We start from the raw sequence: 25,759 nt of genomic DNA, 5'->3' as shown, positions 1-25,759 counted from the left end.
CGGCGCCGGTTTCCGATCCCTATAATCCGGTATCTCCCGCCCCACCCGCGCACCATGGATTTACGCCAGATCGAGTGTTTTCTCTGCCTGTACCGCAACGGCGGCATGACGCGCGCCGCCGCCGAGCTGGGCATCGTCCAGTCCGCGCTGAGCACGCAGCTGGCCAAGCTGGAAAAGACCTTGAAGGTTCAGCTGTTCGAACGCTCCAGCCGCGGCGTCACGCCCACGGCCGCGGGGGTGGATCTGTACAAGATGCTGCTGCCGCTGTCGAAGGAAGTGGAAAGCGTGCGCCAGCGCATGCTGGACCTGAGCGGCGGCACGTCGGGATTGATACGGGTGGGCACGGTGCCGTCGCTGGGCGCCAGCATCGTGCCGCGCGCCCTCTCGCTCTACAGCGCCGAGAACCGCGACGTCACGATCCGGCTGACCGAGGCCTATAGCGCGGGGCTGGTCGAGCGCCTGGACGCCGGCGAGCTGGACGTGGCCATCGTCAACCTGATCCAGCCGGTGCGCAGCCTGGAGATGCGTCCGCTGGTCAACGAGGAACTGGTGCTGGTGACCGCCGCCGGCAGCCCGCTGCGCAACGTCGAATTCAAGGACCTGTCGATCGACGCGCTGATCGTGCCGTCGCTGGGCCAGGGCCTGCGCGCCATCATCGATCCGGTGCTGAAGAAACGCGGCGCGGCCGCGCGCCCGCGCCTGGAAATGGACGCGCTGACCCCGACGCTGGAGCTGGTGAAGTCAGGCGCCTGGGCCACCATCCTGCCGGTCAGCGCCATCGCGCACGAACTGGACGCCGGCGCCCTGTCGGTGCGCCGCATCCACGCCGACATGCAGCGCCAATTGGTGGTGGTGAATCATCCGCGTCGCCCGCTCAGCCTGGCGGCCCAGCGCTTCGTGGCCGCGCTGGCCGCCGAGGCGCAGGACGCAGTCACGCGCGCGCAGCGGTTCATGAAGTCGTTGAAGCGCGCGTCGTAGGATGGGTGCAGCGCGCGGAGACCCGGGCCAGAACCCAGATCCCCAACGCGCGGAACCCATCAGGCGGCGCCAGCCGCCGTTTTTCGTGGCAAGAGGCAAACGGCGGCTAGCGCCGCCTGATGGGTGCCGCGCGTTATACAGCCCCGTTTTTGCGGATATCGTCTCGCGCTATACCCATCCTACGCCAGCCAGACGCGGGCATTGCGGAACATGCGCATCCACGGGCTGAACGCGCCGCCGGCGTCGGCCGCGCCCCACTTCTCGGGCGCCCACGACATCATGACGTTGCGGGTCACGCGCTCGGGGTGCGGCATCATGACCGTGAAGCGGCCGTCGGCGGTGGTGACCGCGGTCAGGCCGCCGGGGCTGCCGTTGGGGTTGAACGGATAGGCTTCGGTGGCCTGGCCGCGGTTGTCGATATAGCGCGCGGCGGCCAGCACACGGGCGGCGTCGCCCTGCTGCGAGAAGTCGGCATAGCCCTCGCCGTGGGCCACGGCGACCGGCACGCGCGCGCCTTCCATGCCGGCGAAGAAGATCGACGGCGACTTGGCCACTTCCAGCATGGACAGCCGCGCCTCGTACTTTTCCGACTGGTTGCGCGTGAAGCGCGGCCAGAATTCGGCGCCCGGGATCATGGGCGCCAGCGCGGCCATCATCTGGCAGCCGTTGCACACGCCCAGCGCAAAGGTGTCGGGGCGCGCGAAGTACGCGGCGAACTGATCCGACAGCTTGCTGTTGAAGCGGATGGTGCGCGCCCAGCCTTCGCCGGCGCCCAGCACGTCGCCGTAGCTGAAGCCGCCCACAGCCACCAGGCCCTGCGCCTGCGCCAGGTCCACGCGGCCCGACAGCAGGTCGGTCATGTGCACGTCGATGGCCTCGAAGCCGGCGGTGTCGAAGGCCCAGGCCATTTCCACCTGACTGTTGCAGCCCTGCTCGCGCAGGATGGCCACGCGCGGGCGCTTGCCGGTGTTGATGAACGGCGCGGCCACGTCTTCCTGCGGGTCGAAGGCCACGCTGGGGCTCATGCCCGGGTCCTGGGTATCGTTCCAGACGTCCAGTTCGGCCTGGGCGCAGGCCGGGTTGTCGCGGCGCGCCATGATGCGGTAGGAGACTTCGCTCCAGGCGCGGCCGAGGTCGGCGCGCGGCTGGCCCCAGACCTTCTTGCCGTCGCGGTAGAACTCCACTTCGTCGGCGCCGTTCAGGCCGCCGATGACGTGCGAGTGGGCCGACAGGCCCGCGCCGCGCAGCACCTGCATGACGGCGTCGCGCTGCGAGGCCGGCACCTGGATCACGGCGCCCGCCTCTTCCGAGAACAGCGCCTTGAGCGTGAGTTCGTCGCGCTGCACCGCCACCTGCTCGGGGCGGATCTTGAAGTCGCCCCAATCCGCCGATTGCGGATCGAAGGTCAGCATGTCCAGGTTGACCGAGATGCCGGTGCGGCCGGCGAAGGCCATTTCCACCAGGGTCGCGAACAGGCCGCCGTCGGAGCGGTCGTGGTAGGACAGGATGGTGCCGGCTTCGGCCAGCGTGCGAATGGTGACGAAGAAGGCGCGCAGGTCCTGCGGCGCGTCGATGTCCGGCACGGTCTCGCCGACCTGGTTATAGACCTGCGCCAGGATCGAGCCGCCCATGCGATGGCGTCCGCGCCCCAGGTCGATCAGGATCAGCACGCTGTCGCCGGCGTCGGTGCGCAGCTGCGGCGTGAGGCTGGCGCGCACGTCGGCCACCGGCGCGAAGGCCGTGACCACCAGCGACACCGGCGCCACCACCTGGCGCTGCTCGCCGTCCTGCTGCCACGAGGTCTTCATGGACAGCGAATCCTTGCCGACCGGAATCGACAGGCCGGTCGCCTGGCACAGCTCGCTGACGGCGGACACCGTGTCGTACAGCGCCGCGTCCTGGCCGTCCACGCCGCAGGCGGCCATCCAGTTGGCCGACAGCTTGATGTCTTCCAGGCGCGCCACGTCGGCGGCGGCCAGGTTGGTCAGGGCCTCGGCCACGGCCATGCGGCCCGAGGCCGGCGCGTCCAGCATGGCGATCGGGGTGCGCTCGCCCATGGACATCGCTTCGCCGCGGAAGCCTTCGTAGTCGGCCAGCGTCACGGCGCAATCGGCCACCGGCACCTGCCAGGGGCCGACCATCTGGTCGCGGCTGGACAGCCCGCCCACGGTGCGGTCGCCGATGGTGATGAGGAAGGTCTTGTTGGCCACGGTGGGGTGGCGCAGCACGCGGTAGGCGGCGTCAGTCAGGTCGATGCCGGCCAGGTCCAGCGGCGCGGACACGCCGGGCAGGCGCGTCACCTCGCGCGTCATGCGCGGCGGCTTGCCCAGGATCACGTCGATCGGCACGTCCACCGGACGCACCTCGGCCTCGCCTTGCGGACGGATCGTGTCCAGGCCGGGCAGGCCTTCGCCGTCGACCACGCGCAGCTGGCGCTCTTCGGTGGCCACGCCCACCACCGCGTACGGGCAGCGTTCGCGGCGCGCGATGGCGTCGAAGCGCTCGAGGTCTTGCGGCAGGATCGACAGGACGTAGCGCTCCTGCGATTCATTGCTCCAGATTTCGGCGGGCGACAGGCCGGATTCTTCCAGCGGCACGCGCTTCAGGTCGAAGATGGCGCCGCGGCCGGCGTCGTTGACCAGCTCGGGGAAGGCGTTGGACAGGCCGCCCGCGCCCACGTCATGGATGGCGATGATGGGGTTCTTGTCGCCCTGCTGCCAGCAGCGGTCGATGACTTCCTGGGCGCGGCGCTCGATCTCGGGGTTGCCGCGCTGCACGGAGTCGAAGTCCAGCTCGGCCGAGTTGCTGCCCATGCTGATGCTGGAGGCGGCGCCGCCGCCCATGCCGATGCGGAAACCCGGGCCGCCCAGCTGGATCAGCAGCGCGCCGGGGGGAATGACTTCCTTGTGCGTCAGGCCGGCGTCGATGCTGCCCAGGCCGCCGGCGATCATGATGGGCTTGTGGTAGCCCCAGCGGGTGCAGCCGGCGGTCTGCTCGAACGAGCGGAAGTAGCCCAGCAGGTTGGGACGGCCGAATTCGTTGTTGAAGGCGGCGCCGCCGATGGGGCCGTCGATCATGATGGACAGCGGCGAGGCGATGCGGTCGGGCAGGCCGTGGTGATCGGCTTCCCAGGGCTGCAGCGCGTCGTCGAAGCGCAGGTGCGAGACCGTGAAGCCGGTCAGGCCGGCCTTGGGCTTGGAGCCGCGGCCGGTGGCGCCTTCGTCGCGGATCTCGCCGCCGGCGCCGGTGGAAGCGCCCGGGAACGGCGCGATCGCGGTCGGGTGGTTATGCGTTTCCACCTTCATCAGCGTGTGCACGACGGTGTCGCGGCGGATGTATTTGGCGCCTTCCGCGCCCTCGCCCGTCAAGCCCGGCACGCCGGCCTGGAAGCGCTGCGCGGGGCCGCCTTCCATGATGGCGGCGTTGTCGGAATAGGCCACGACCGTGCCGGCCGGCTGCGCCTTGTGCGTGGCGCGGATCATGCCGAACAGCGTGTTGGGCTGCGCCTGGCCGTCGATCACCCACTGGGCGTTGAAGATCTTGTGGCGGCAGTGTTCGCTGTTGGCCTGGGCGAACATCATCAGTTCCACGTCGGTGGGGTCGCGCCCCAGGTCGCCGAAGGACTTGGCCAGGTATTCGATTTCGTCGTCGGACAGGGCCAGGCCGAGCGTGGCGTTGGCCTCGACCAGCGCCTGGGCGCCGCGCGCCTGCACGTCCACCGTGCGCATGGGCTTGCCGGCCAGCGGCTGGAACAGCGCCTGGCCGTCGAAGCTGGCGTCCACCACGGTTTCGGTCATGCGGTCGTGCAGACAGTCGGCGGCGCGCGCCAGCATGGCTTCGTCGAAGGACTTGGCGCCCAGCAGGCCGCGTTCGGGCGTGATCACGTAGCGCACGCCGCGCTCGATGCGGTGCACGGCCGTCAGGCCGCAGTTGTGGGCGATGTCGGTGGCCTTGCTGGCCCACGGCGAAATCGTGCCCAGGCGGGGAATGACCAGCAGCGCCAGACTCTTGGCCGGCGCCTCGCCCGTGGCCGGCGTGCCGTAGTCCAGCAGTTGGGCAAGCTGGTTCTGTTGCTCGGCCGTGAGCGCGGCGTCGGTGCTGACGAAGTGCTCGTAGCGGGCGGATATGTCGGCCACCGGCAGGCCGGCTTCCTTCAGCTGCGCCAGCAGGCGATCGCGACGGAAAGAGGACAGGACGGAGGAACCAGGCAGATGCTGAACTAGGGACACGATGCGGGCGCCGTATAAGGTAGAAGGAGCAAAAAGCGATTTTACCCGTTTAGGGGGTTTTCCCGGAGCCGCGCTGCAACCGGTCCGTTCAGGCCCCGCCGGCGGCCGAGGTTACAAAAGAATTCCGCCGCCCATGCACGAAGATGGTGCATGGCAATATCTGCGCGCATTTCCTTATGCGGTCCCCGTTTACCTGCCATCCTGGAGGCCTGGCCCGGAAATTTATGCTGCGACGCACCATGTTGCGTCCATCCCGCACCGCGGGAAAACACGAACTATCGCGCCCACGGCGCAACGGTAGGATGCAGCGACCCCACAAATAAAAAGCAAAGCGCCTACCCGCGCGCTGGCCGTAGCCTCATGTCCCGCCCCGAAGCCCCCGCCGAGCCCGTAGAACCGATCATCCCCGCAGAACCCGATCCCGCCGTAAAAGTGCCGCTGGCCATCGAGGACTGGCTGGCCGTGATCCTGCTGGCGGCGCTGGCCATCATCACCTTCCTGAACGTGCTGGTGCGCTATTTCACCGACCAGTCCTTCGCCTGGACCGAAGAAATCTCGGTGTTCCTGCTGATCGTGCTGACCATGGCCGGCGGCAGCATGGCCTTCGTGCGCAACCACCACATCCGCATCGAGATCCTGGCCGACTCGGGTTCGCCGCGCCGCCAGCGCATCATGGCGCTGATCTCCAACGGCTGCGTGCTGGCGTTCTTCCTGCTGCTGACCGTGCTGTCGGTCAAGCTGGTGGCCGACGAATACATCTACGAAGAGACCTCGCCGGCCATCGGCGTGCCGACCTGGTGGTATTCGATCTGGCTGCCCGTCATGGCCGCGGCGATCTCGCTGCGCACCATCGGCATATTGCGCCGCATCGCGCGCGCCCCCGTGGCGGCCGATTCCGCCAGCCGGGGCCAGCCATGATCGCGGGCGTCCTCTTCACCGTCTTCATCGTGCTCATGCTGATCGGCGTGCCGGTCGGCGTGGCGCTGGGCATCGGCGGCACCGTGGCCATCGTGCTGTCCAACCTGGACACGCCCTGGTATGGGCTGTTGACGGTGCCGCAGAACTTCTACGCCGGACTGGCCAAGTATCCGCTGCTGGCCATTCCCATGTTCGTGCTGGTGGGGTCGATCTTCGACCGCTCCGGCGTGGCCAAGCGGCTGGTGGATTTCGCCATCGCCATCGTCGGGCGCGGCCCGGGCATGCTGCCGCTGGTGTCGATCGCGGTGGCCATGTTCCTGGGCGGGATTTCCGGCTCCGGCCCGGCCTGCGCGGCCGCCGTGGGCGCGGTGATGATCACCGCCATGTCGCGCGCCGGCTATCCGGGTTCGTTCTCGGCCTCGGTGGTGGCCGCCGGCGCCGCCACCGACATCCTGATCCCGCCCTCGGTGGCCTTCATCATCTATTCGGTGCTGGTGCCCGGCGCCTCGGTGCCGGCGCTGTTCGCCGCCGGCATGGTGCCCGGCGTCCTGGCCGGCCTGGCGCTGATCATTCCGGCGGTGTGGCTGGCGCGCAAGCACAAGATGGGCGCGCTCGAGGCGCATCTGCCGCGCCCGCCATTCTGGGCCAGCCTGCGCGAGGCCTCGTGGGGCCTGGCCGCGCCGGTGCTGATCCTGGGCGGGATGCGCATGGGCTGGTTCACGCCCACCGAGGCCGCCGTGGTGGCGGTGTTCTACGGGCTGTTCGTGGGCATGTGCATCCACCGCAGCATCAAGCTGCGCGACCTCTTCACCATTTTGCGCGAAGCCGCCGAACTGTCCGCCGTCATCATGCTGGTGGTGACGCTGGCCGGCATCTTCGCGTGGGCCCTGTCCACGCTCAGCATCATCGATCCCGTCACGCACGCCATCGTCAATTCCGGCCTCGGCGAATGGGGCGTGCTGGCGCTGCTGATCCTGCTGCTCATGACCGTGGGCATGTTCCTGGACGGCATCTCCATCTTCCTGATCTTCGTGCCGCTGCTCATGCCGATCGCCAACGCCTACGGCTGGGACCCGGTGTGGTTCGGCGTGATCCTGACGCTGAAGGTGGCGCTGGGCCAGTTCACCCCGCCGCTGGCGGTGAACCTGATGGTTTCCTGCCGCATCGCGCGCGTGCCGATGGAGTCCACGGTGCGCTGGGTGGTGTGGCTGCTGGGCGCGATGTTCCTGGTGCTGGTGGCGGTGCTTGCCTTCCCGCAGCTGGCGCTGTGGCTGCCCCACAAGCTCGGTTATTGAAGCGGCTGACCTGCATTACACAACAACAGACAGACTAGCAAAGAGAGGAGACGCAACATGAAGTTCCGCAACCTGATCGGCGCCGCCCTGTGCGCGGCGGCAGTGGCGGGCATGGCGCCCGCGCATGCCCAGAACTACAAGTCCGAATACAAGCTCTCGATCGTCGTGGGCACCACCTTCCCGTGGGGCCAGGGCGCCGAAATCTGGTCCAACCTGGTGCGCGAGCGCACCGAAGGCCGCATCAACATCAAGGTCTACCCGGGCACCTCGCTGGTCCAGGGCGACCAGACTCGCGAATTCACCGCCATCCGCCAGGGCGTGATCGACATGGCGGTGGGCTCCACCATCAACTGGTCGCCGCAGGTCAAGCAGCTCAACCTGTTCTCCCTGCCCTTCCTGATGCCCGACTACGCCGCCATCGACTCGCTGGTGCAGGGCGAGGTCGGCAAGCAGATGTTCAAGCTGATCGAAAAGGCCGGCGTGGTGCCGCTGGCCTGGGGCGAGAACGGCTACCGCCAGCTCAGCAACTCCAAGCACGAGATCAAGAAGCCCGAGGACATGAAGGGCATGAAGCTGCGCGTGGTGGGCTCGCCGCTGTACATCGACACCTTCACCGCGCTGGGCGCCAACCCCACCCAGATGAGCTGGGCCGACGCCCAGCCCGCGCTGGCCAGCGGCGCCGTGGACGGCCAGGAAAACCCCCTGTCCATCTACACCGGCTCCAAGCTCTACACCGTGGGCCAGAAGTACCTGACCCTGTGGAACTACGTGGCCGACCCGCTGATCTTCGTGGTCAACCGCGAGGTGTGGAATTCCTGGTCCGAGAAAGACCGCGACATCGTGCGCCAGGCCGCGCTGGACGCCGGCAAGCAGCAGATCGTGATCGCGCGCAAGGGCGTGACGCCCGAGGACCCGTCGCTGCTCAAGGAGATCGAGGGCCACGGCGTCAAGGTCACCTCGCTGTCGCAGGCCGACCATGAAGCCTTCGTCAAGGCCACCAAGCCCGTCTACGACAAGTGGAAAAAGCAGATCGGCGAAGACCTGGTGAACCTGGCCGAAAAGTCCATCGCCAGCCGCAAGAAGTAAGCCCGCAAGAACACAGCAAGCCCCAGGGGAACCGGCGGCGCAAGCCGCCAACCGAGGCAGGGACACCAGATCCCGCCCGCCAACGGGCGCCGGCCACGAGCCGGCGCCCGTATTTTTTTGAGGCGGCCCCGTTACGCCGGGTAAGAAACTTCCAGGATATCCAGCTCTTCGATGCCGCCGGGCGTGCGCAAGACCACCGTATCGCCTTCCCTGGCCTTGATCAGGGCGCGCGCCACCGGCGAGATCCAGCTGATCTTGCCGGCCAGCGGCTCGGCCTCGTCCACGCCCACGATGGTCACGCGGTGCTCTTCGCCGGCCTTGTCGGAATACAGCACCGTGGCGCCGAAGAAAACCTGGTCGCGGTTGGGCTGGGCGGCCGGGTCGACCACCTCGGCGAAGTCCAGCCGCTTGGTCAGAAAGCGCATGCGGCGGTCGATCTCGCGCAGCCGCTTCTTGCCGTAGAGGTAATCGCCGTTCTCCGAGCGGTCGCCGTTGGACGCGGCCCAGGACACCACCTGCACCACGGCCGGACGCTCCACGTTCATCAGGTGCGCCAGCTCGCCGCGCAGGCGTTCGTAGCCGCCGGGCGTCATGTAGTTCTTGGTGCCGGCCGGCAGCGCCTGGGCCTGCGGCAGATCGTCGTCGTCCTCTTGATCGGATTCTTTAACAAATGCTTTGTTCATGGCGGTTGCGCCGTTGGGCGCGGTCACAGTCGATAGCATGGCGGGCGTGGCGGACGGGCCGCCGCCCGGGTCAGAACCAGTCGTGCCAGACCGGCTTGAGGTCCGGCGGCAGCGCCGGCAGGCGGCCCAGGTCCATCCGGCTTTCCTTGGGGCTGTGGAAGTCCGAGCCGCGCGAGGCGAGAAAGCCGTAGCGGCGCGCCACGTCCGCGTAGTGGCGGGCCTCTTCGACCGTATGGCTGCCGGTGTTGACCTCGATGCCGACGCCGCCCAGTTGCAGGAACTCGTCGAACAGCGCGGCGAACTGCAGCGGCGTGTACTTGTAGCGGCCGGGATGCGCGATCACGGCGCGGCCGCCGGCCCCGCGTATCCAGCCCACGGCTTCGGCCAGCGTGGCCCATTGCATGGGCACGTGGCCGGGACGGTCGTCGCCCAGGTGCTTGTTGAACACGGTCTGCACGTCGGGGCAATAGCCGGCCTCGACCAGGTAGCGCGCGAAGTGCGTGCGGCTGATGAGTTCGGGATTGCCGGCAAACGGCAGCGCGCCTTCGTAGGCGCCCGGCATGCCCATCTCGGCCAGGCGTTCGCCGATGCGCTTGGCGCGTTCGGCGCGGCCGGCGCGGGTCTTGCGCAGGCCTTCGATCAGCGTCTGGTCGGCCGGATCGAAGCGCAGCCCGACGATGTGCACCGTCAGGCCGGCCCAGGTGACCGAGATCTCGACGCCGGTGGCGAATTCCATGTCCAGTTCGCGCGCCGCGGCGGCGGCTTCGGCCAGGCCGCCGACCTCGTCGTGGTCGGTCAGGGCCCAGACGTCCACGCCATTGGCATGCGCGCGCTGCGCCACGTCGCGCGGCGCGAGCGCGCCGTCCGAGACGGTGGAATGGCAATGCAGGTCGATATTCAGGGTGCGCGCGTTCATGGGGCTATTGTAGAGAAGCCCCGCCAGCGTGGATAGCGCCGTGTCCGTCCCTGGTTTGGCAGGGCGCTAACCCAGCAGGAACGCGGCCACCGGCTCGACCTGCTCGTCGGCCATCAGCGTGGGCGCGTGGCCCACGCCGGCCACTTCGTGCGCCCGCGCGCGCGGATTGCGCGCCAGCATTTCTTCGACCGTGGCGCGGGTCAGCAGATCCGATTGCTCGCCGCGCACGATGAGGATGGGGCAGGCCACGGTGTCATAGGCGCGCCACAGGATCTGCTCGCCGGCGGCCAGTTCCTGCGGCGTCTGCGCGGCCAGGGCCTGGGCCAGCGCCAGGTCGTAGTGCTTGACCCATTTGCCGCCCTGTTCGGGGTACAGATAGCGTCCCAGCTCGGCCCATTGCGCGTCGGTATGCGGGCCGAACGTCGTGGAGTTGGCGCGCATGGCGGCCACGGCCGCGTCGAACGACTCGAATTCGGCCGGCTCGCCCACATACTGGCCGATGCGCGCCAGCGCGCCGGTCTCCAGCCGCGGGCCGACGTCGTTGAGCACCAGCTTGTCCAGCCGCACGCCTTCGGACGGCGGCAGCATGCCCGCATGCGGGCGCATCGCCAGCATGGCCTGCGCGTATACCGCGGCGCCCGACAGCGCCAGGCCGATCAGCCCGCCCATGGAGGTGCCCAGCCAGGCCAGGCGCGCCGGGCGCAGGCGGGCCAGCAGGGTCACCATGTCGGAGACGTACTGCGGCACGGTGTAGAAAGCGGGATTGGCGAGCCAGTCCGAACGCCCCCGGCCCACCACGTCCGGGCAGACCACCCGGTAACGGTGGGCCAGGCGGCGGGCCAGCGTGTCGAAATCCCGGCCGCTGCGGGTCAGGCCGTGCACGCAGACCAGCACCTCGTCGTTGGCCGGATCGCCCCATTCCCAGTAGGCCATGCGATGCAGCCCGGCCGGGCTGGCGCAGGTGACGAATTCCAAACGGGGTTCCAGGCGGGCGTCCTGCATCGATGCACTCCACGAGTCTGCGCGCGCCGACACGGTGCGCCAGGCGGGTATCTTATAGGATGGCGTCGAACTCGGACCGCGGCCCTGGACTATCGGAGCGCGCATCGCTACGATCACGCCATCCGGATCGACGCCCCGACCGCCGGGCGGAAGGTGAATTAGCCTATCGGCGCGATCCAACATTTAAATTGGAGTTGCCCGCCGTTTCGCGCCAAAGTACGCAGCCTCGAGCATTGCCAGATCAGTCTTCCCAAATTGATATGGAGTCCGTATGCAGCAAAGCAGTCCCACCTCCCCGCTGACCACCGACGAGCAGGCCGTCAGCCTCCCCCCTCCCCAAGCCCCCAAAGTGTTGCAGGACGTCCTGGCCCGCGCCGACGTCCAGATCAACGGTACGCGCCCCTGGGACATCCGCGTCCACGACAAGCACATGTACGACCGCGTGTTCGCAAGCTGGTCGCTGGGCCTGGGCGAGTCCTACATGGACGGCGAATGGGACTGCGACCAGCTCGACGAGCTCTTCACCCGCCTGCTGCGCGCCGACGTGGGATCGGCGGCGCTGGGCCTGGCGCGCCTCAAGCTGATCGCCGAACACCTGCGCCACAAGCTTTTCAACCTGCAGTCCAAGAGCCGCGCGTTCGAGGTCGGCAAACAGCACTATGACGCCGGCAACGACGTGTTCGAAGCCATGCTGGACAGCCGCATGATCTATTCCTGCGCCTACTGGGAACATGCCGAGACCCTGGAACAGGCCCAGGAAGCCAAGCTGGACATGATCTGCCGCAAGCTGCAGCTCAAGCCGGGCGAAACCCTGCTCGACATCGGCTGCGGCTGGGGCGGGCTGGCCAAGTTCGCGGCCGAGCGCTACGGCGTCAAGGTCACCGGCGTGACCGTCTCCAAGGAACAGCTGGCGCTGGCGCAGCAGCGCGTGCAGGGCCTGCCGGTGCAACTGCTGCTGCAGGACTACCGCGACCTGCAAGGCAGCTTCGACAAGGTCGTGTCGGTCGGCATGTTCGAGCACGTCGGCCCCAAGAACTACGACACCTACTTCACCCACGTGCAGCGCCTGATGGCGCCCGGCGGCATCTTCCTGCTGCACACCATCGGCATCGCCGCCACCAGCCAGAGCACCGATCCCTGGATCGACCGCTACGTCTTCCCCAACGGCAAGCTGCCCTCGGCGCGCGAAATCGCCACGGCGGTGGAAGGCCGTTTCATCATCGAGGACTGGCACAACTTCGGCGCCGACTACGACCGCACGCTGATGGCCTGGTGGGAGAACTTCGAGCGCGCCTGGCCCACGCTGGAAGCGCGCTACGGCAAGCGCTTCTACCGCATGTGGAAGTACTACCTGATGTGCTGCGCGGGCTTTTTCCGCTCGCGCGAGGGCCAGCTCTGGCAAGTGATGCTGACCCACCCGCAGCGCCAGGACATGTACCGCTCGCTGCGCTGACCTTCGCTACGCGGCCTGCCCCGCGTCCGCGCGGATCAGGTCGGCCGCGCGTTCGGCGATCATGATGGTCGGCGAATTGGTGTTGCCCGACGTGATCAGCGGCATCACCGACGCGTCCGCAATGCGCAGCCCCTCCAGCCCATGCACGCGCAGCCGCGCGTCGACCACCGCGCCGGCGTCGGCGTCGCGGCCCATGGCGCAGGTGCCCACCGGATGGAAAATCGTGGTGCCGATCTTGCCTGCCGCTTCGCGCAGCTGGGCTTCGTTCTCGTACGCCGGTCCCGGCAGCCATTCCTGCGGACGGTAGCGCTGCAACGCCGGCGCCGCGGCGATCCGGCGCACCAGGCGGATGGAATCCGCCGCCACCCGCAGGTCTTCCTCGGTGCTCAGGTAGTTGGGCGCGATCACCGGCGCCAGGCCCGCGCCTTGCGGACCCTGCGCATGCACGCTGCCGCGCGAGGTGGGCCGCAGGTTGCAGACGCTGGCGGTGAAAGCGTCGAATCCGTGTAGCGGCTCGCCGAAGGCGCCCAAAGACAGGGGCTGCACGTGGAACTCGACATTGGCGCGGGCCTGGCCCGGGTCCGATTTGGCGAAGGCGCCCAGCTGCGACGGCGCCATGCTCATCGGGCCGCTGCGGTTGACCAGGTATTCCAGGCCGATGCCCGCCCTGCCCCACCAGGTGGAGGCGATGCGGTTCAAGGTCTTGACGCCGTCGACCTTGAGGATGACGCGCAGTTGCAGATGGTCCTGCAGGTTTTCGCCCACCCCGGGCAGGGCGTGGCGCAGCGCGATGCCGCTTTCGCGCAGCCGCGCCGGCTCGCCCACGCCCGAGAATTCGAGCAGCTGCGGCGTGTTGATGGCGCCGGCCGCCAGCACCACTTCGCGGCGCGCGCGCACCGTCGCGCCGGCCTCGCCGCGCTTGAGCTGCACGCCCACGCAGCGCTTGCCTTCGAACACCAGCTGCTCGACCAGCGCGCCGGTTTCCACCCGCAGGTTCGGGCGCTGGCGCACCGGCCGCAGAAAGGCCTTGGCCGTGTTCCAGCGCCAGCCGCGGCGCTGGTTCACTTCGAAGTAGCCGCTGCCGAAATTGTCGCCGCGGTTGAAGTCCGCCACGCGTGGGATGCCTTCCTGCTCCGCCGCCTCGGCGAAAGCCTCCAGGATGTCCCAGCGCAGCCGCTGCGGCTCCACCCGCCATTCGCCGCCCGCGCCGTGGAACTCGTCTGCGCCGCGGTGGTGGTCTTCGCTGCGCTTGAAGACCGGCAGCACCTGGTCCCAGCTCCAGGCCGGATCGCCCGACAGCGCGGCCCAGTTTTCGTAGTCCTCGCGCTGGCCGCGCATGTAGATCATGCCGTTGATCGACGAGCAGCCGCCCAGCACGCGGCCGCGCGGGTAGATCAGCGCACGGCCGCCCAGGCCGGGCTCGGCCACGGTGCGGTACATCCAGTCGGTGCGCGGATTGCCGATGCAATGCAGATAGCCCACCGGGATGTGGATCCAGTGGTAGTTGTCGCGCCCGCCGGCCTCCAGCAGCAGCACCTGCACGGACGGATCGCGGCTGAGCCGGTTGGCCAGCACGCAGCCGGCCGAACCCGCGCCCACGATGATGTAGTCGTATGTCTCCATAAGCGCTTCTTATTTTCATGCCCGGGCGGATGCCGGACTTTGCCATGACTCTGGCGCAGTGCTGCGCGCCTGTCCAATGAATTGTTGAAAAACGCTTTATAAGCGTCTTTAATAAAGCTCGACTTCCCCGCCCCCATCCAGCCATGGATCTCAAGCATATCCGCAGCTTCGCCGCCGTGGCCCGCGCCGGCAACCTGACGCGCGCGGCCGAGCAGCTGCACCTGACCCAGCCCGCGCTCAGCCTGCAGCTCAAGAATTTCCAGGAATCGCTGGACCTGGCGCTGTTCGCGCGCACCGCCCAGGGGCTGGCGCCGAACGCCGACGGCCGCGCGCTGCTGCCGGCGGCGCAGCGGGTGCTGGACGCGCTGGACGATTTCGAGCGCGCCATCGGCGCGCTGCGCGACACCGTGCAGGGCGAGCTGCGGATCGGCACCATCCTGGACCCGGAATTCCTGCGGCTGGGCGCCACGCTGCAGCACCTGGTCGAGCACTATCCCAAGATCCGTCCCACGCTGCGCCACGGCATGTCCGGTTCGGTGGGCAGGCTGGTTCGCGCGGGCGAGCTGGACGTGGGTTTCTTCCTGGGCGCGCCGGGCGACGCGGCCGCGGGGCTGGAGGCGCTGCCGCTGGCTTCGTTCACGTATAGCGTGGTCGCGCCCAAGGGCTGGGGCGCGCAGGTGGCCGGCCGCGGCTGGGCCGAGATCGCCGCGCTTCCGTGGATCTGGACGCCCCCGGATTCCGTGCACCACCGCCTGCTGGCCGCGCAGTTCGAAGCCCTGGGCATCGCGCCCAACGCGGTGGCCGAGGTCGACCAGGAAGCCTCGATGCTGGACTTGGTGCGTTCGGGCGTCGGCCTGTCGCTGGCCCGCGATTCCATCGCGCTGCGCGAATCCCAGGCCAACGGCGTGCTGCTGATCAAGGGCCTGTCGATCCAGGCAGAACTGTCCTTCATCACCCAGGCCTCGCGGCGCGCCGACCCCTTGGTGGACGCCGCCTTCGCCGCCGTGCGCGCCGCCTTCGGCTGACGGCGCGCCCCGCGCCAAACAGGTGCGGCGCGCACAACACTATGCACCGCAATGAAGCAGCCCGCCGCACGCGCGGACGCGCCGGCCGCGCGCGCCCCCGCGCGCGCCGGCTGGCATGGACTTTGCTTTGAATCCTGGCAGGCGGGCCGCAAGCCCGCCGCACACGACAATTCGAGCAACACCGGCAAAGGCGCCCTCGACCGCAAGGTCCAGGGCGCTTTTCGTCTTTTCGGAACCGGGGATTTCCCATGAACGTATCGGCAGCAAGCGACTCCCTGCAAACCCTCGTCATCGTCGGCAACGGCATGGTGGGCCACCACTGCGTCGAACAGCTGATCGCGCTGGGCGCGCTGGAACGCTACCGCATCCACGTCTTCGGCGACGAGCCGCGCCGCGCCTACGACCGCGTGCACCTGTCCGAGTACCTGAACGGGCGCGACGCCGAATCGATGGCGCTGGGCGCGGCCGGGCTTTACGAACACCCGGGCGTCACGCTGCACCTGGGCACGCCGGTGCTGGAGATAGACCGGCGCCAGCGCGAGGTCGTCACCGCCGCGGGCCGCTATGCCTACGACAAGCTGGTGCTGGCCACCGGCTCCCATCCTTTCGTGCCGCCGATAGCCGGCGCCGAGGGCGCTTCGCGCCTGGTCTACCGCACGCTCGACGACCTGGACCAGATCCGCCAGGCCGCCGACGGCGCGCGCCGCGGCGTGGTGGTGGGCGGCGGACTGCTGGGCCTGGAGGCGGCCAACGCGCTGAAATCCCTGGGCCTGCAGGCGCACGTGGTCGAATTCGCGCCGCGCCTGATGCCGGTGCAGCTCGACGAGCAAGGCGGCGCGGCGCTGCGCGCCCGCATCGAGGCGCTGGGCGTGGGCGTGCACCTGTCGCGCGCCACGCAGGACATCCGGCCCGGCACGCAGTACCGCTACCGCATGCGCTTCGCCGAAGGCGCGCCGCTGGAGACCGACCTGATCGTGTTCTCCGCCGGCATCCGGCCGCAGGTCACGCTGGCGCGCAAGGCCGGGCTCACGCTGGCCGAGCGCGGCGGGATCGCGATCGACGACTTCTGCCGCAGCAGCGACGAACACATCTACGCCATCGGCGAATGCGCGGCCTGGAACGGCAGCGTGTACGGCCTGGTGGCGCCGGGCTACCAGATGGCGCGCACCGCCGCCGCCGCGCTGTGCGGCGAGGCCGCGCAGCCCTTCGCCGGCGCCGACATGTCGACGCGGCTCAAGCTGCTGGGCGTGGACGTCGGCTCCATCGGCGACGCCCACGGCGCCACGCCGGGCGCGCGCAGCTATCGCTATATCGACGAGGCCGGCGCCGGCTACCGCCGCCTGGTGGTCTCGGGCGACGGCAAGCGCGTGCTGGGCGCGGTGCTGGTGGGCGACAACAGCTATTACGACACCCTGCTGCAATACGTGCAGAACGGCATCGCCCCGCCGGCCGACCCGGCCAGCCTGATCCTGCCGCGCGGCGAGGCGGCGCCGCTGCTGGGCGCGGACGCCCTGCCCGATTCGGCCACGGTCTGTTCCTGCCACAACGTCAGCAAGGGCGCCGTCCGCCAGGCCATCGACGGCGGCTGCGCCGACCTGGGCGCGGTCAAGGCCTGCACCCGGGCGGCCTCGGGCTGCGGCGGCTGCGCCGGCCTGCTCAAGCAGGTGGTGGAACACGAACTGGCCGCGCGCGGCGTGGCGGTGGACAAAAGCCTGTGCGAACACTTCGCCTACACGCGCCAGGAGCTCTACGCCATCGTGCGGGTCGGCGGCATCGAGAGCTTCGAACAACTGCTGGCCAGCCACGGACGCGGCCGGCTGGGCTGCGAAATCTGCAAGCCCGCCGTCGCCTCCATCCTGGCGTCGTGCTGGAACCGGCCCATTCAGGACCCGGCCCTGGTGCCGCTGCAGGACACCAACGACACCTTCATGGCCAATATGCAGAAGAACGGCACCTACTCCATCGTGCCGCGCATCGCCGCCGGCGAGATCACGCCCGACGGCCTGATCGCCATCGGCGCCGTCGCCAAGAAATACGGGCTGTACACCAAGATCACCGGCGGACAGCGCATCGACCTGTTCGGTGCGCAGCTGCACGAACTGCCCGCCATCTGGGGCGAACTGATCGCCGCCGGCTTCGAGACCGGCCACGCCTACGGCAAATCGACGCGCACGGTGAAGTCCTGCGTGGGCAGCACCTGGTGCCGCTACGGCGTGCAGGACAGCGTGCGCATGGCGCTGGACATCGAGCACCGCTACAAGGGCCTGCGCGCGCCGCACAAGCTCAAGTTCGCGGTCTCCGGCTGCACCCGCGAATGCGCCGAGGCGCAGAGCAAGGACATCGGCGTCATCGCCACGGAGAAGGGCTGGAACCTCTACGTCTGCGGCAACGGCGGCATGCGCCCGCGCCATGCCGAGCTGTTCGCCACCGACCTGGACGACGCCATGCTGATCCGCGTCATCGACCGGCTGCTGATGTTCTATATCCGCACGGCCGACAAGCTGCAGCGCACCGCCGCCTGGCGCGAGTCGCTGGAGGGCGGGCTGGACTACCTGAAGCAGGTGGTGCTGGAAGACAGCCTGGGCCTGTGCGCCGAGCTGGAAGCGCAGATGCAGCTGGTGGTGGACCGCTATGAATGCGAATGGGCCAACGCGCTGAACGATCCGCAAAAGCTCAAGCGCTTCCGCACCTTCGTCAACGACGACGCCGCCGACCCCGACATCCGCTTCGTGCAGGAGCGCGGCCAGCCGCGGCCCGCCCCCGCCCGCGTCATCCCCATCGCCGAGGAGATTGCCTGATGGACGCCCTGGTCAACGAACCCGAAGCCTGGCGCCCGGTGTGCCGCCGCCAGGACCTGGTGCCCCACTCCGGCGTGGTGGCGCTGGTCGACGGCGTGCAGATCGCGCTCTTCTACGTGCCGCAGGCCGCCGAGGGCGAGGTCTACGCCATCGAGAACCGCGACCCGCGCTCCGGCGCCAACGTCATCGGCCGCGGCATCGTCGGCCACCTGGACGGCGAGCTGGTGGTCGCCTCGCCGCTCTACAAGCAGCATTTCCGGCTGGCCGACGGCAGCTGCGTGCAATACCCCGAACAGCGGCTGCGCGCCTGGCGCGCGCGCCTGAACGCCGACACGGTCGAGATCGGCTGACCTCACGGCAGATTCTCGCGGAATATCACCTGGCTGCGCGCCATTTCCACGCCGTTCATCGCGCTGCGCCTGTCGCGCAGGTTGGAGAAGATCCGCACGCAGCTCATCAGCGCCTCCATCGGGCTTTGCGTGATGACCGCGTCCATGGTGCCGTCTATCAGCAGCGAGCGGGTGTCGGGCGTGAGGCCGTGGCCGATGAACACCACCCGGTGCTGCAGGCCGGCCTCCTTCAACGCGCGCGCCACGCCGTCCGAGGCGCCGCCGATGTTGTAGATGCCGGCCAGCTGCGGATACTGCTCCAGCAGCTGGCGCGTCTGCTCGTAGTTGCGCTGGGCGTCGTCGTAGCCCTCGCGCAGGTCGACCACCTGCATGGCCTGGAACTGTTCCGCATACAGCTGCAGAAAGCCGCCCTCGCGCTCCTCGTGCGCGCGGTAATGGCGCGAGCCCGCGATCAGCGCCACGTGCGCCGCGCGCGAGCCGATGAAGCGCGCGATCAGGTAGCCCGCGGTGCGCCCTGCCGCACGGTTGTCCAGCCCCACGTAGGCGGCGCGCGCGCAGTTGGCGATGTCGGAAATCAGCGTCACCGTCGCCACGCCCTGCTGCGCAAGCGCGTCGACCGCCTCGCGCACCGCCGGATGCTCCAGCGCCATGAACGCGATGCCGTCGGCGCGCCGGCCGTGCCTGGCTAGCGCCTGGGCCAGCGCGTCGGGGTTGAAGCTCTCGACGTATTCGACCTGGCACTTGGCGTTCAGCGGCGCGAAGTGCTCGTGCGCGTAGCTGACGGTGTCGCCCAGCATGCGCAGATAGCGGTTGCTGCCGCGCGGCAGCAGGAACACCAGGCGCATGGGCTCGGGCGCGGCGGCCGCGAGGATTTCCTGTTCGGGCAGGTAGTCCAGCTCGATGGCGGCGCGAAAGACTTTCTGCGCGGTGCTGGCGCGCACGCCGGGGCGGCGGTTCAGCACCCGATCGGCCGTGGCGGTGGAGACGCCGGCTCGCGCGGCCACGTCGGCCAGGCGCGCCAGCCTGCGTTCGGAAGGTTTTCTATTCACATCAAAAACCATCATTAAAGAAGTTTGACGATGATAGCGCCTATTCACTATTGTCCAGTCTGCCGCATGGGATTGGCACTTTTGTGGCGCATCAAAAAACATCATAACCACGATTATGGAGACAACCATGAAGCTGATGACCCGCCGCAGTGCCTTGCGCCGCCTGGGCGCCGTTCCCGCCCTGGCCCTGGCCAGCGGTTTCCCGATGATCGCGCGCGCCGCCGACTACACGCTGAAGTACGGCAACAACCTGCCCGTCACCCATCCGCTGAACATCCGCGCCCAGGAAGCGGCCGAACGCATCCTCAAGGAAAGCAACGGCCGGGTGGACATCAAGATCTTCCCCAACAACCAGCTGGGCGGCGACACCGACATGCTGGCGCAGGTGCGCTCGGGCGGCATCGATTTCTTCACGCCGTCGGCGCTGGTCATCGCCACGCTGGTGCCGGTGGCGGCGATCAACGCCGTGGGCTTCGCCTTCAAGGACTACGACCAGGTCTGGAACGCCATGGACGGCGCGCTGGGCGCGCACGTGCGCGCCGCCATCGCGCAGCGCCGCCTCTACGCCTTCGAGAAGATGTGGGACAACGGCTTTCGCCAGACCACCAGCAGCAAGGCGCCGGTGCAGACCGCCGCCGACATGGACGGCCTCAAGATCCGCGTGCCGGTGAGCTCGCTGCCCATCTCCATGTTCAAGGGCCTGGGCGCCGCGCCGGCCAGCCTGCAGTTCAGCGAAGTCTATTCCTCGCTGCAGACCAAGGTGGTCGACGCCCAGGAAAACCCGCTGCCCATCATCCAGGTCGCCAAGCTGTACGAAGTGCAGAAGTACTGCTCGCTCACCAACCACATCTGGGACGGCTACTGGTTCATCGCCAACGGCCGCATGTGGGAAGGCCTGCCGCAGGACCTCAAGACGGTCGTCGCCCGCGGCATCAACGAGGCCGGCCTGGCGCAGCGCGAGGACATCAAGAAGCTCAACGCCTCGGTGCAGTCCGACCTGGAAGCCAAGGGCCTGCTGTTCAACCAGCCCTCGGCAGACAGCTTCCGCCAGCAGCTGCGCAACGCCGGTTTCTACAAGGAATGGCAGGGCCGCTTCGGCAACGAGGCCTGGACCCTGCTGGAGCAGGCCGTCGGCAAACTGGCCTGAGGTCGCGCCATGTCCTCCCTGTCCGCTCCCCACGCCGCGCCGCCCCTGCTGCCGGCCCATCCCCTGCGCCGGGCCGCCGGCGCAATAGACAGCCTGCTGGGCTGCGTGGTCGAACACGCGGCGGCGGCCATCGTGCTGGTCGAGATCGCGGTGCTGTTCGCCGGCGTGGTCGCGCGCTACGCCCTGCACAGCCCGCTGGTCTGGTCCGACGAACTGGCGTCCATCCTGTTCCTGTGGCTGTCCATGCTGGGCGCGGTCGTGGCGCTGCGGCGCGGCGAACACATGCGCATGACGGCCTTCGTCAACAACGTCGGCCCCGCGCGCCGCGCGCAGCTGGAAACGGCGGCGCTGGCGGCCTCGCTGGCCTTCCTGGCGCTGATCCTGGCCCCGGCCATCGAGTACGCGCACGAAGAACACTTCATCGTCACGCCGGCGCTTGAACTGAGCAACGCCTGGCGCGCCGCCGCCATTCCGGTCGGCATGGGCCTGATGGCCATCGTGGCGCTGCTGCGCCTGGCGCGCACCCAGACCCTGCCGCAGATGCTGGCGGCGCTGGCCGGCGCGGCGGCCGTGGTGGGGCTGTTCTGGCTGGCCCAGCCGCTTTTCTCCACGCTGGGCAAGCTGAACCTGGTGATCTTCTTCGTGGGCATCGTCGCAGCCACGGTGTTCGCCGGCGTGCCCATCGCGTTCTCGTTCGCGCTGGCCACCTTCTCCTACCTGGCGCTGACCACCAACACCCCCATGCTGGTGATGGTGGGCCGCCTGGACGAAGGCATGTCGCACCTGATGCTGCTGGCGGTGCCGCTGTTCATCTTCCTGGGCTCGCTGATCGAGATGACCGGCATGGCGCGCGCCATGATCCAGTTCCTGGCCAGCCTGCTGGGCCACGTCCGCGGCGGCCTTTCATACGTGCTGATCGGCGCCATGTACCTGGTGTCGGGCATCTCCGGCTCCAAGATCGCCGACATGGCGGCCATCGCCCCGGTGCTGTTTCCCGAGATGCAGAAGCGCGGCGCCAAGCCGGGCGACCTGGTGGCGCTGCTGTCGGCCACCGGCGCGCAGACCGAAACCATTCCGCCCTCCATCGTGCTCATCACCATCGGTTCGGTCACCGGCGTGTCGATCGCGGCGCTGTTCACCGGCGGCCTGCTGCCGGCGGTGGTGCTGGGCCTGGCGCTGTGCTCGGTGGTCTGGTGGCGCTACCGCAAGGAAGACCTGAGCCTGGCCCAGCGCTTCACCTTGCGCGAAATCGGCCGCTATTTCGTGATCGCCCTGCCCGCGGTGGCCCTGCCCTTCGTGATCCGCGCGGCCGTGGTCGAAGGCGTGGCCACCGCCACCGAGGTCTCCACCATCGGCATCGTCTATTCCGTGGTCATCGGCCTGCTGGTCTACCGCCGCTTCGACTGGGCCCGCCTCAAGCCCATGCTGATCGAGACCGCCTCGCTGTCCGGCGCCATCATGCTGATTGTGGGCTGCGCCACCGCCATGGCCTGGGCGCTGACGCAATCGGGATTCTCCGGCGACCTGGCGCGCCTGATGGCCGACATGCCCGGCGGCTCGTACGGCTTCCTGGCCGTGTCCATCGTGGCCTTCATCATCCTGGGCAGCGTGCTCGAAGGCATACCGGCCATCGTGCTGTTCGGCCCGCTGCTGTTCCCGATCGCGCAGCAGGCCGGCGTGCACGAGGTGCACTACGCCATGGTCGTTATCTTCGCGATGGGCATCGGCCTGTTCGCGCCGCCGTTCGGCGTGGGCTACTACGGCGCCTGCGCCATCAGCCGGGTCGATCCCAACGAAGGCATCGGGCCGATCTGGGGCTACGTCGCCGCGCTGCTCATCGGCCTGGTGATCGTGGCGGCCTTCCCCTGGTTCTCCATCGGTTTCCTGTAAGTCTCCCGCGGGGCTGCGGCCCCGCGCTTTCCAACCCTCAAAGCTGCAAAGTCCGATCATGAGTCGATTCCTGGGCGAAATCCGCCAACTCGGTTACGTGGTGCACGATATCGAAGCCGCCATGGACTACTGGAGCGCCACGCTGGGCGTGGGCCCCTGGTACTACAACCCGCGCGTACCCATCGTGAACTACCGCTACGACGGCGCCAGCCATGAGCCGCACAACTCGGTGGCGCTGGCCAACTCCGGCTACGTGCAGGTCGAGCTGATCCAGACCCGCAACGACGTGCCCTCCATGTACCGCGACTTCCTGCAGGCCGGCCGCACCGGCCTGCAGCACGTGGCCTACTGGACCGAGGACTACGACGCCGATCTCGAACGCCTGCTGGCGCAGGGCTTCAAGCCCAAGATGAGCGGCGAAGTCGGCGAAAAAGGACGCTTCATCTATTTCGATACCGAGTACCACCCCGGCACCGTGATCGAGCTGTCCGAAGTGGCCGGCCCCAAGGGCCGCCTGTTCGACCTGATCCGCGACAGCGCGCGCGACTGGGACGGCAAGGACCCCGTACGCCCCTTCCCCGACCTGAACCGACTCTGAAGCGCCCGCCCATCGCCCTATGAACTCCCAATCGTTTACCGCCACCTACCTGATCGAAACCCCGCTGGACCCCGCCCGGGTGGCCGAGGTCATGGCCGGCGAGCAGTCCTGCGGCACCTTCACGCGGGTGCAGGGCGAAACCGACGAGCTGCGCGCGCGCGCCCGCGCGCGCATCGAATCCCTGGAGGAACTGGAGACCGTCAGCGCCCCCAGCCTGCCCAACGCCTGGCTGGCGCGCCAGCCGGGCGGCATGCCGGCGCGCTACCGGCGCGCGCGGGTGCGCATCGCCTTTCCGGTCGCCAACGTCGGCGCCAACCTGCCCACGCTGGCGGCCACCGTCGGCGGCAATCTGTACGACCTGGGCGAAGCCACCGGCCTGCGCCTGGAAAGCCTGGAACTGCCCGCCAACTACCGCGCCCAGTTCGACATGCCCCGGGCCGGCATCGCCGGCACGCGCGCCCTGACCGGCGTGGCCAGCGGGCCGCTGGTGGGCACCATCATCAAGCCCAACGTCGGCCTCTCGCCCGAGCAGACCGCGCATCTGGTGGCGCAGCTGTGCGCCGCCGGCGTGGACTTCATCAAGGACGACGAGGTCTGCGCCAACCCGGCCCATGCCCCGCTGGCGCAGCGCGTGGCCGCCGTGATGGCCGTGGTGCGCGCGCACCGCGAACGCACCGGCCGCCAGGTCATGGTGGCGTTCAACATCAGCGACGAAACCGACGCCATGCGCCGCCACGCCGAGCTGATCGAACGCGAGCAAGGCAGCTGCGCCATGGTCAGCCTGAACCACTGCGGCTACTCCGCCGTCCAGACCCTGCGCCGCAGCACGCCGCTGGCGCTGCACGGCCACCGCAACGGCTACGGCGCGCTGTCGCGCCACCCCATGCTGGGCGTGGGATTCCAGGCCTACCAGACGCTGTGGCGGCTGGCGGGCGTGGACCACATGCACGTGCACGGCCTGCAGGGCAAGTTCTCGCAGGAGGACCAGGAAGTAGTGGACGCCGCGCGCAACTGCCTGGCTGCGCTGACCTTCGGCATCGACGACGCGGTGATGCCGGCGTTCTCGTCCGGCCAGTGGGCCGGCACCGTGCCCGCCACCTGGTCGGCGGTGCGCAGCGACGACCTGCTGTTCATGTCGGGCGGCGGCATCCTGGCCCACCCGGACGGCCCCGCCGCCGGCGTGCAGAGCATCCGCCAGGCCTGGCAGGCCGCGCGCGAAGGACAGGCCCTGCAGGACTACGCGCGCCAGGCGCCCGAACTGCGACGGGCGCTGGACTTCTTCGGAAACCGCGCATGACCCGCGACCAGCGCGGCCCCGCGCCGCCGCGTGTGGGCTGGTACGGAGACGACTTCACCGGCGCCACCGACACGCTGGCCGAAGTCTCGCGCGCCGGCCTGCGCAGCCTGCTGTTCCTGGGCGTGCCGACGCCGCAGCAACTGAGCCGCGCCGACGCGCTGGACGCCATCGGCATCGCGGGCGCGGCCCGCGCCATGCCGCCAGCCGAAATGCAGGACGAGCTCGACGCCGTGGGCCGCTTCATGGCCGGGCGCGGCGTGCGCGTGCTGCACTACAAGTGTTGCTCCACGTTCGACAGCGCGCCGCACGTCGGCAATATCGCCGCCGCCATCCAGGCGCTGCGCCGCCACATGCCCAACCCGCTGGTGCCCATCGTGGGCGGGCAGCCCAGCATCGGGCGCTATTGCAGCTTCGCGCAGCTCTTCGCCCGCGCCGGCGGCGCCCCCGCGATCCACCGCATCGACCGCCACCCGGTCATGCGCGCGCACCCGGTCACGCCCATGCACGAAGCCGACCTGCGGCTGCACCTCGCGGCGCAAGGCCTGCGCGAGATCCGGTCGGTGCCGCACACCGACTACCCGCGCCTGCGCCGGCCGGCCGACGCGCCCGTGCTGGAAGACTGGATCGACGGCGTCGTCGAATCCGCCGACGGCCCCCTGCTGCTGGACCTGATCGACGACGAGCAGCTCCCGGTGATCGGCCGCCTCATCTGGCGCGCGGCCGCCCGCCTGCCGCTGCTGGCGGTCGGCCCCAGCAGCGTGCAGCAGGCGCTGGCCCGCGCCATGCCGGGCGGCCGCGCCGCCGCCGTCGACGCACCGCTGGCGCCGGCCTCGGGGCCGGTGCTGGTGGTGGCGGGCAGCCTGTCGCCGGTCACCGCGCAGCAGATCGCCGCGTGCCGGCGCTATGCGCGCCAGCCGCTCTCCGTGCAACGGCTGCTCTCGGACCCTGGCTACGCCGCCGCGCAGTCGCGCGAGGCCGTCGCCGCGCTGGTCCAGGGGCACAACGTGCTGGTCCATACCGACCGGCCCGAGCAGGCCCCCAGCGCCGCCCACACGGCGGCCACCGCCCGCGCCACCGCGCAGCTTGCCGCCGCCATCGTGCAGGGCAGCGCGCAGGCGGGCCGACGGCTGGGCCGCGTCGGCATCGCCGGCGGCGACACCTCCAGCCAGGCCACCCTCGCCCTCGGCCTGTGGGGCCTGGCGTTTCGCTGCGTGCTGGCGCCCGGCGTCACGGTCAGCGTCGCGCGCAGCGACGACCCGCGCATCGACGGCATGGAACTGATGCTCAAGGGCGGCCAGATGGGCGGCGACCTGCTGTTCGACGAACTGGCGCAGGGGCTGGCCTGACGCCGTACGCCGCGCTTGCGGGTTATGCTGCGCCGTTGCGCCCGCCCGTCGGCGCCCCGACCCAGGAGACTCCCCG

General features: G+C 69.2%; 20 protein-coding genes. 14 read left to right on the top strand and 6 right to left on the bottom strand.

The genetic code is table 11. The features are described 5' to 3' along the window. Positions 1-54: 54 nt before the first annotated feature. A complete protein-coding gene (locus AC1M14_RS11080; RefSeq protein ID WP_479731570.1) occupies positions 55-978 on the top strand; it encodes a LysR family transcriptional regulator in 924 nt (307 codons plus the stop codon). A gap of 179 nt (positions 979-1,157) precedes the next feature. On the opposite strand, the gene purL is transcribed toward AC1M14_RS11080, so the two are convergent. Beyond that, positions 1,158-5,207: a phosphoribosylformylglycinamidine synthase gene (gene purL / locus AC1M14_RS11075; protein WP_479731569.1), complete on the bottom strand. Its 4,050-nt coding sequence runs from the start codon at positions 5,205-5,207 to the stop codon at positions 1,158-1,160. Positions 5,208-5,567: 360 nt separating this feature from the next. Between purL and AC1M14_RS11070 the strand changes: the two genes are divergently transcribed. From AC1M14_RS11070 to AC1M14_RS11060, 3 genes are read left to right on the top strand one after another with little or no spacing between them, the layout of a single operon-like run. After that, positions 5,568-6,125 (top strand): TRAP transporter small permease, encoded by a 558-nt coding sequence (locus AC1M14_RS11070; protein WP_102772037.1) that lies wholly within the window; start codon positions 5,568-5,570, stop codon positions 6,123-6,125. Continuing rightward, the gene (locus AC1M14_RS11065; RefSeq protein ID WP_102772038.1) at positions 6,122-7,420 is read left to right on the top strand and encodes a TRAP transporter large permease; all 1,299 of its coding nucleotides are present in this window, start codon (positions 6,122-6,124) and stop codon (positions 7,418-7,420) included. The genes AC1M14_RS11070 and AC1M14_RS11065 overlap by 4 nt, the downstream gene beginning before the upstream one ends. A 57-nt stretch (positions 7,421-7,477) precedes the next feature. After that, the gene (locus tag AC1M14_RS11060) at positions 7,478-8,506 is read left to right on the top strand and encodes a DctP family TRAP transporter solute-binding subunit (RefSeq protein ID WP_102772039.1); all 1,029 of its coding nucleotides are present in this window, start codon (positions 7,478-7,480) and stop codon (positions 8,504-8,506) included. 131 nt (positions 8,507-8,637) lie between these two features. Here AC1M14_RS11060 and greB read toward each other — a convergent pair whose 3' ends face one another. From greB to AC1M14_RS11045, 3 genes are all read right to left on the bottom strand, one after another. Continuing rightward, entirely contained in the window at positions 8,638-9,189 is a 552-nt protein-coding gene (greB, locus tag AC1M14_RS11055; protein WP_102772818.1) for a transcription elongation factor GreB, read from the bottom strand. 70 nt (positions 9,190-9,259) lie between these two features. Continuing rightward, positions 9,260-10,105 (bottom strand): 3',5'-nucleoside bisphosphate phosphatase, encoded by an 846-nt coding sequence (locus AC1M14_RS11050; RefSeq protein ID WP_102772040.1) that lies wholly within the window; start codon positions 10,103-10,105, stop codon positions 9,260-9,262. Between the two features lie 66 nt (positions 10,106-10,171). Further along, positions 10,172-11,107, bottom strand: a complete 936-nt coding sequence (locus tag AC1M14_RS11045) for an alpha/beta fold hydrolase (protein ID WP_479731568.1) — start codon at positions 11,105-11,107, stop codon at positions 10,172-10,174. Between the two features lie 271 nt (positions 11,108-11,378). Between AC1M14_RS11045 and cfa the strand changes: the two genes are divergently transcribed. After that, positions 11,379-12,560 carry a cyclopropane fatty acyl phospholipid synthase gene (gene cfa / locus AC1M14_RS11040; protein ID WP_479731567.1) on the top strand — a complete coding sequence of 394 codons (1,182 nt, stop codon included), beginning with the start codon at positions 11,379-11,381 and terminating at the stop codon, positions 12,558-12,560. A gap of 6 nt (positions 12,561-12,566) precedes the next feature. Here cfa and AC1M14_RS11035 read toward each other — a convergent pair whose 3' ends face one another. Then, the gene (locus AC1M14_RS11035) at positions 12,567-14,183 is read right to left on the bottom strand and encodes a GMC family oxidoreductase N-terminal domain-containing protein (protein ID WP_209165943.1); all 1,617 of its coding nucleotides are present in this window, start codon (positions 14,181-14,183) and stop codon (positions 12,567-12,569) included. A 143-nt stretch (positions 14,184-14,326) separates the two neighbouring features. On the opposite strand from AC1M14_RS11035, the gene AC1M14_RS11030 reads away from it, so the two are divergent. From AC1M14_RS11030 to nirD, 4 genes are read left to right on the top strand one after another with little or no spacing between them, the layout of a single operon-like run. Beyond that, on the top strand, positions 14,327-15,208 hold the full coding sequence (locus AC1M14_RS11030) for a LysR family transcriptional regulator (protein ID WP_111824845.1): 882 nt from the start codon (positions 14,327-14,329) through the stop codon (positions 15,206-15,208). A 51-nt stretch (positions 15,209-15,259) separates the two neighbouring features. Continuing rightward, on the top strand, positions 15,260-15,460 hold the full coding sequence (locus tag AC1M14_RS11025; protein ID WP_479731566.1) for a hypothetical protein: 201 nt from the start codon (positions 15,260-15,262) through the stop codon (positions 15,458-15,460). After that, positions 15,457-18,006, top strand: a complete 2,550-nt coding sequence (gene nirB / locus AC1M14_RS11020) for a nitrite reductase large subunit NirB (protein ID WP_209165941.1) — start codon at positions 15,457-15,459, stop codon at positions 18,004-18,006. Before AC1M14_RS11025 ends, nirB begins: the two co-directional genes overlap by 4 nt. Beyond that, positions 18,006-18,356, top strand: coding sequence for a nitrite reductase small subunit NirD (gene nirD / locus AC1M14_RS11015; RefSeq protein ID WP_479731565.1), 351 nt, complete (start codon positions 18,006-18,008; stop codon positions 18,354-18,356). Before nirB ends, nirD begins: the two co-directional genes overlap by 1 nt. 2 nt (positions 18,357-18,358) lie before the next feature. Here nirD and AC1M14_RS11010 read toward each other — a convergent pair whose 3' ends face one another. After that, the gene (locus tag AC1M14_RS11010; protein WP_479731564.1) at positions 18,359-19,420 is read right to left on the bottom strand and encodes a LacI family DNA-binding transcriptional regulator; all 1,062 of its coding nucleotides are present in this window, start codon (positions 19,418-19,420) and stop codon (positions 18,359-18,361) included. Positions 19,421-19,532: 112 nt separating this feature from the next. Here AC1M14_RS11010 and AC1M14_RS11005 point away from each other — a divergent pair, with 112 nt between their 5' ends. Genes AC1M14_RS11005 through AC1M14_RS10985 form a run of 5 tightly spaced genes read left to right on the top strand, consistent with a single transcriptional unit; the run spans position 19,533 to position 25,683 of the window. After that, the gene (locus AC1M14_RS11005) at positions 19,533-20,552 is read left to right on the top strand and encodes a TRAP transporter substrate-binding protein (protein WP_111824841.1); all 1,020 of its coding nucleotides are present in this window, start codon (positions 19,533-19,535) and stop codon (positions 20,550-20,552) included. A gap of 9 nt (positions 20,553-20,561) precedes the next feature. Next, positions 20,562-22,442, top strand: coding sequence for a TRAP transporter large permease (locus tag AC1M14_RS11000; protein WP_479731563.1), 1,881 nt, complete (start codon positions 20,562-20,564; stop codon positions 22,440-22,442). Between the two features lie 58 nt (positions 22,443-22,500). Continuing rightward, complete coding sequence (locus AC1M14_RS10995) at positions 22,501-23,040, top strand: VOC family protein (protein WP_111824839.1); 540 nt, start codon at positions 22,501-22,503, stop codon at positions 23,038-23,040. Between the two features lie 19 nt (positions 23,041-23,059). After that, positions 23,060-24,337, top strand: coding sequence for a ribulose-bisphosphate carboxylase large subunit family protein (locus AC1M14_RS10990; protein WP_479731562.1), 1,278 nt, complete (start codon positions 23,060-23,062; stop codon positions 24,335-24,337). Further along, positions 24,334-25,683, top strand: coding sequence for a four-carbon acid sugar kinase family protein (locus tag AC1M14_RS10985; protein WP_479731561.1), 1,350 nt, complete (start codon positions 24,334-24,336; stop codon positions 25,681-25,683). Before AC1M14_RS10990 ends, AC1M14_RS10985 begins: the two co-directional genes overlap by 4 nt. The last annotated feature ends 76 nt before the right edge of the window (positions 25,684-25,759 follow it).

The organism is Achromobacter sp. SX5 (genome assembly GCF_056711425.1).
Note: the sequence above shows the minus strand (reverse complement) of the source record. Positions and strands in the feature narration are given on the sequence as shown.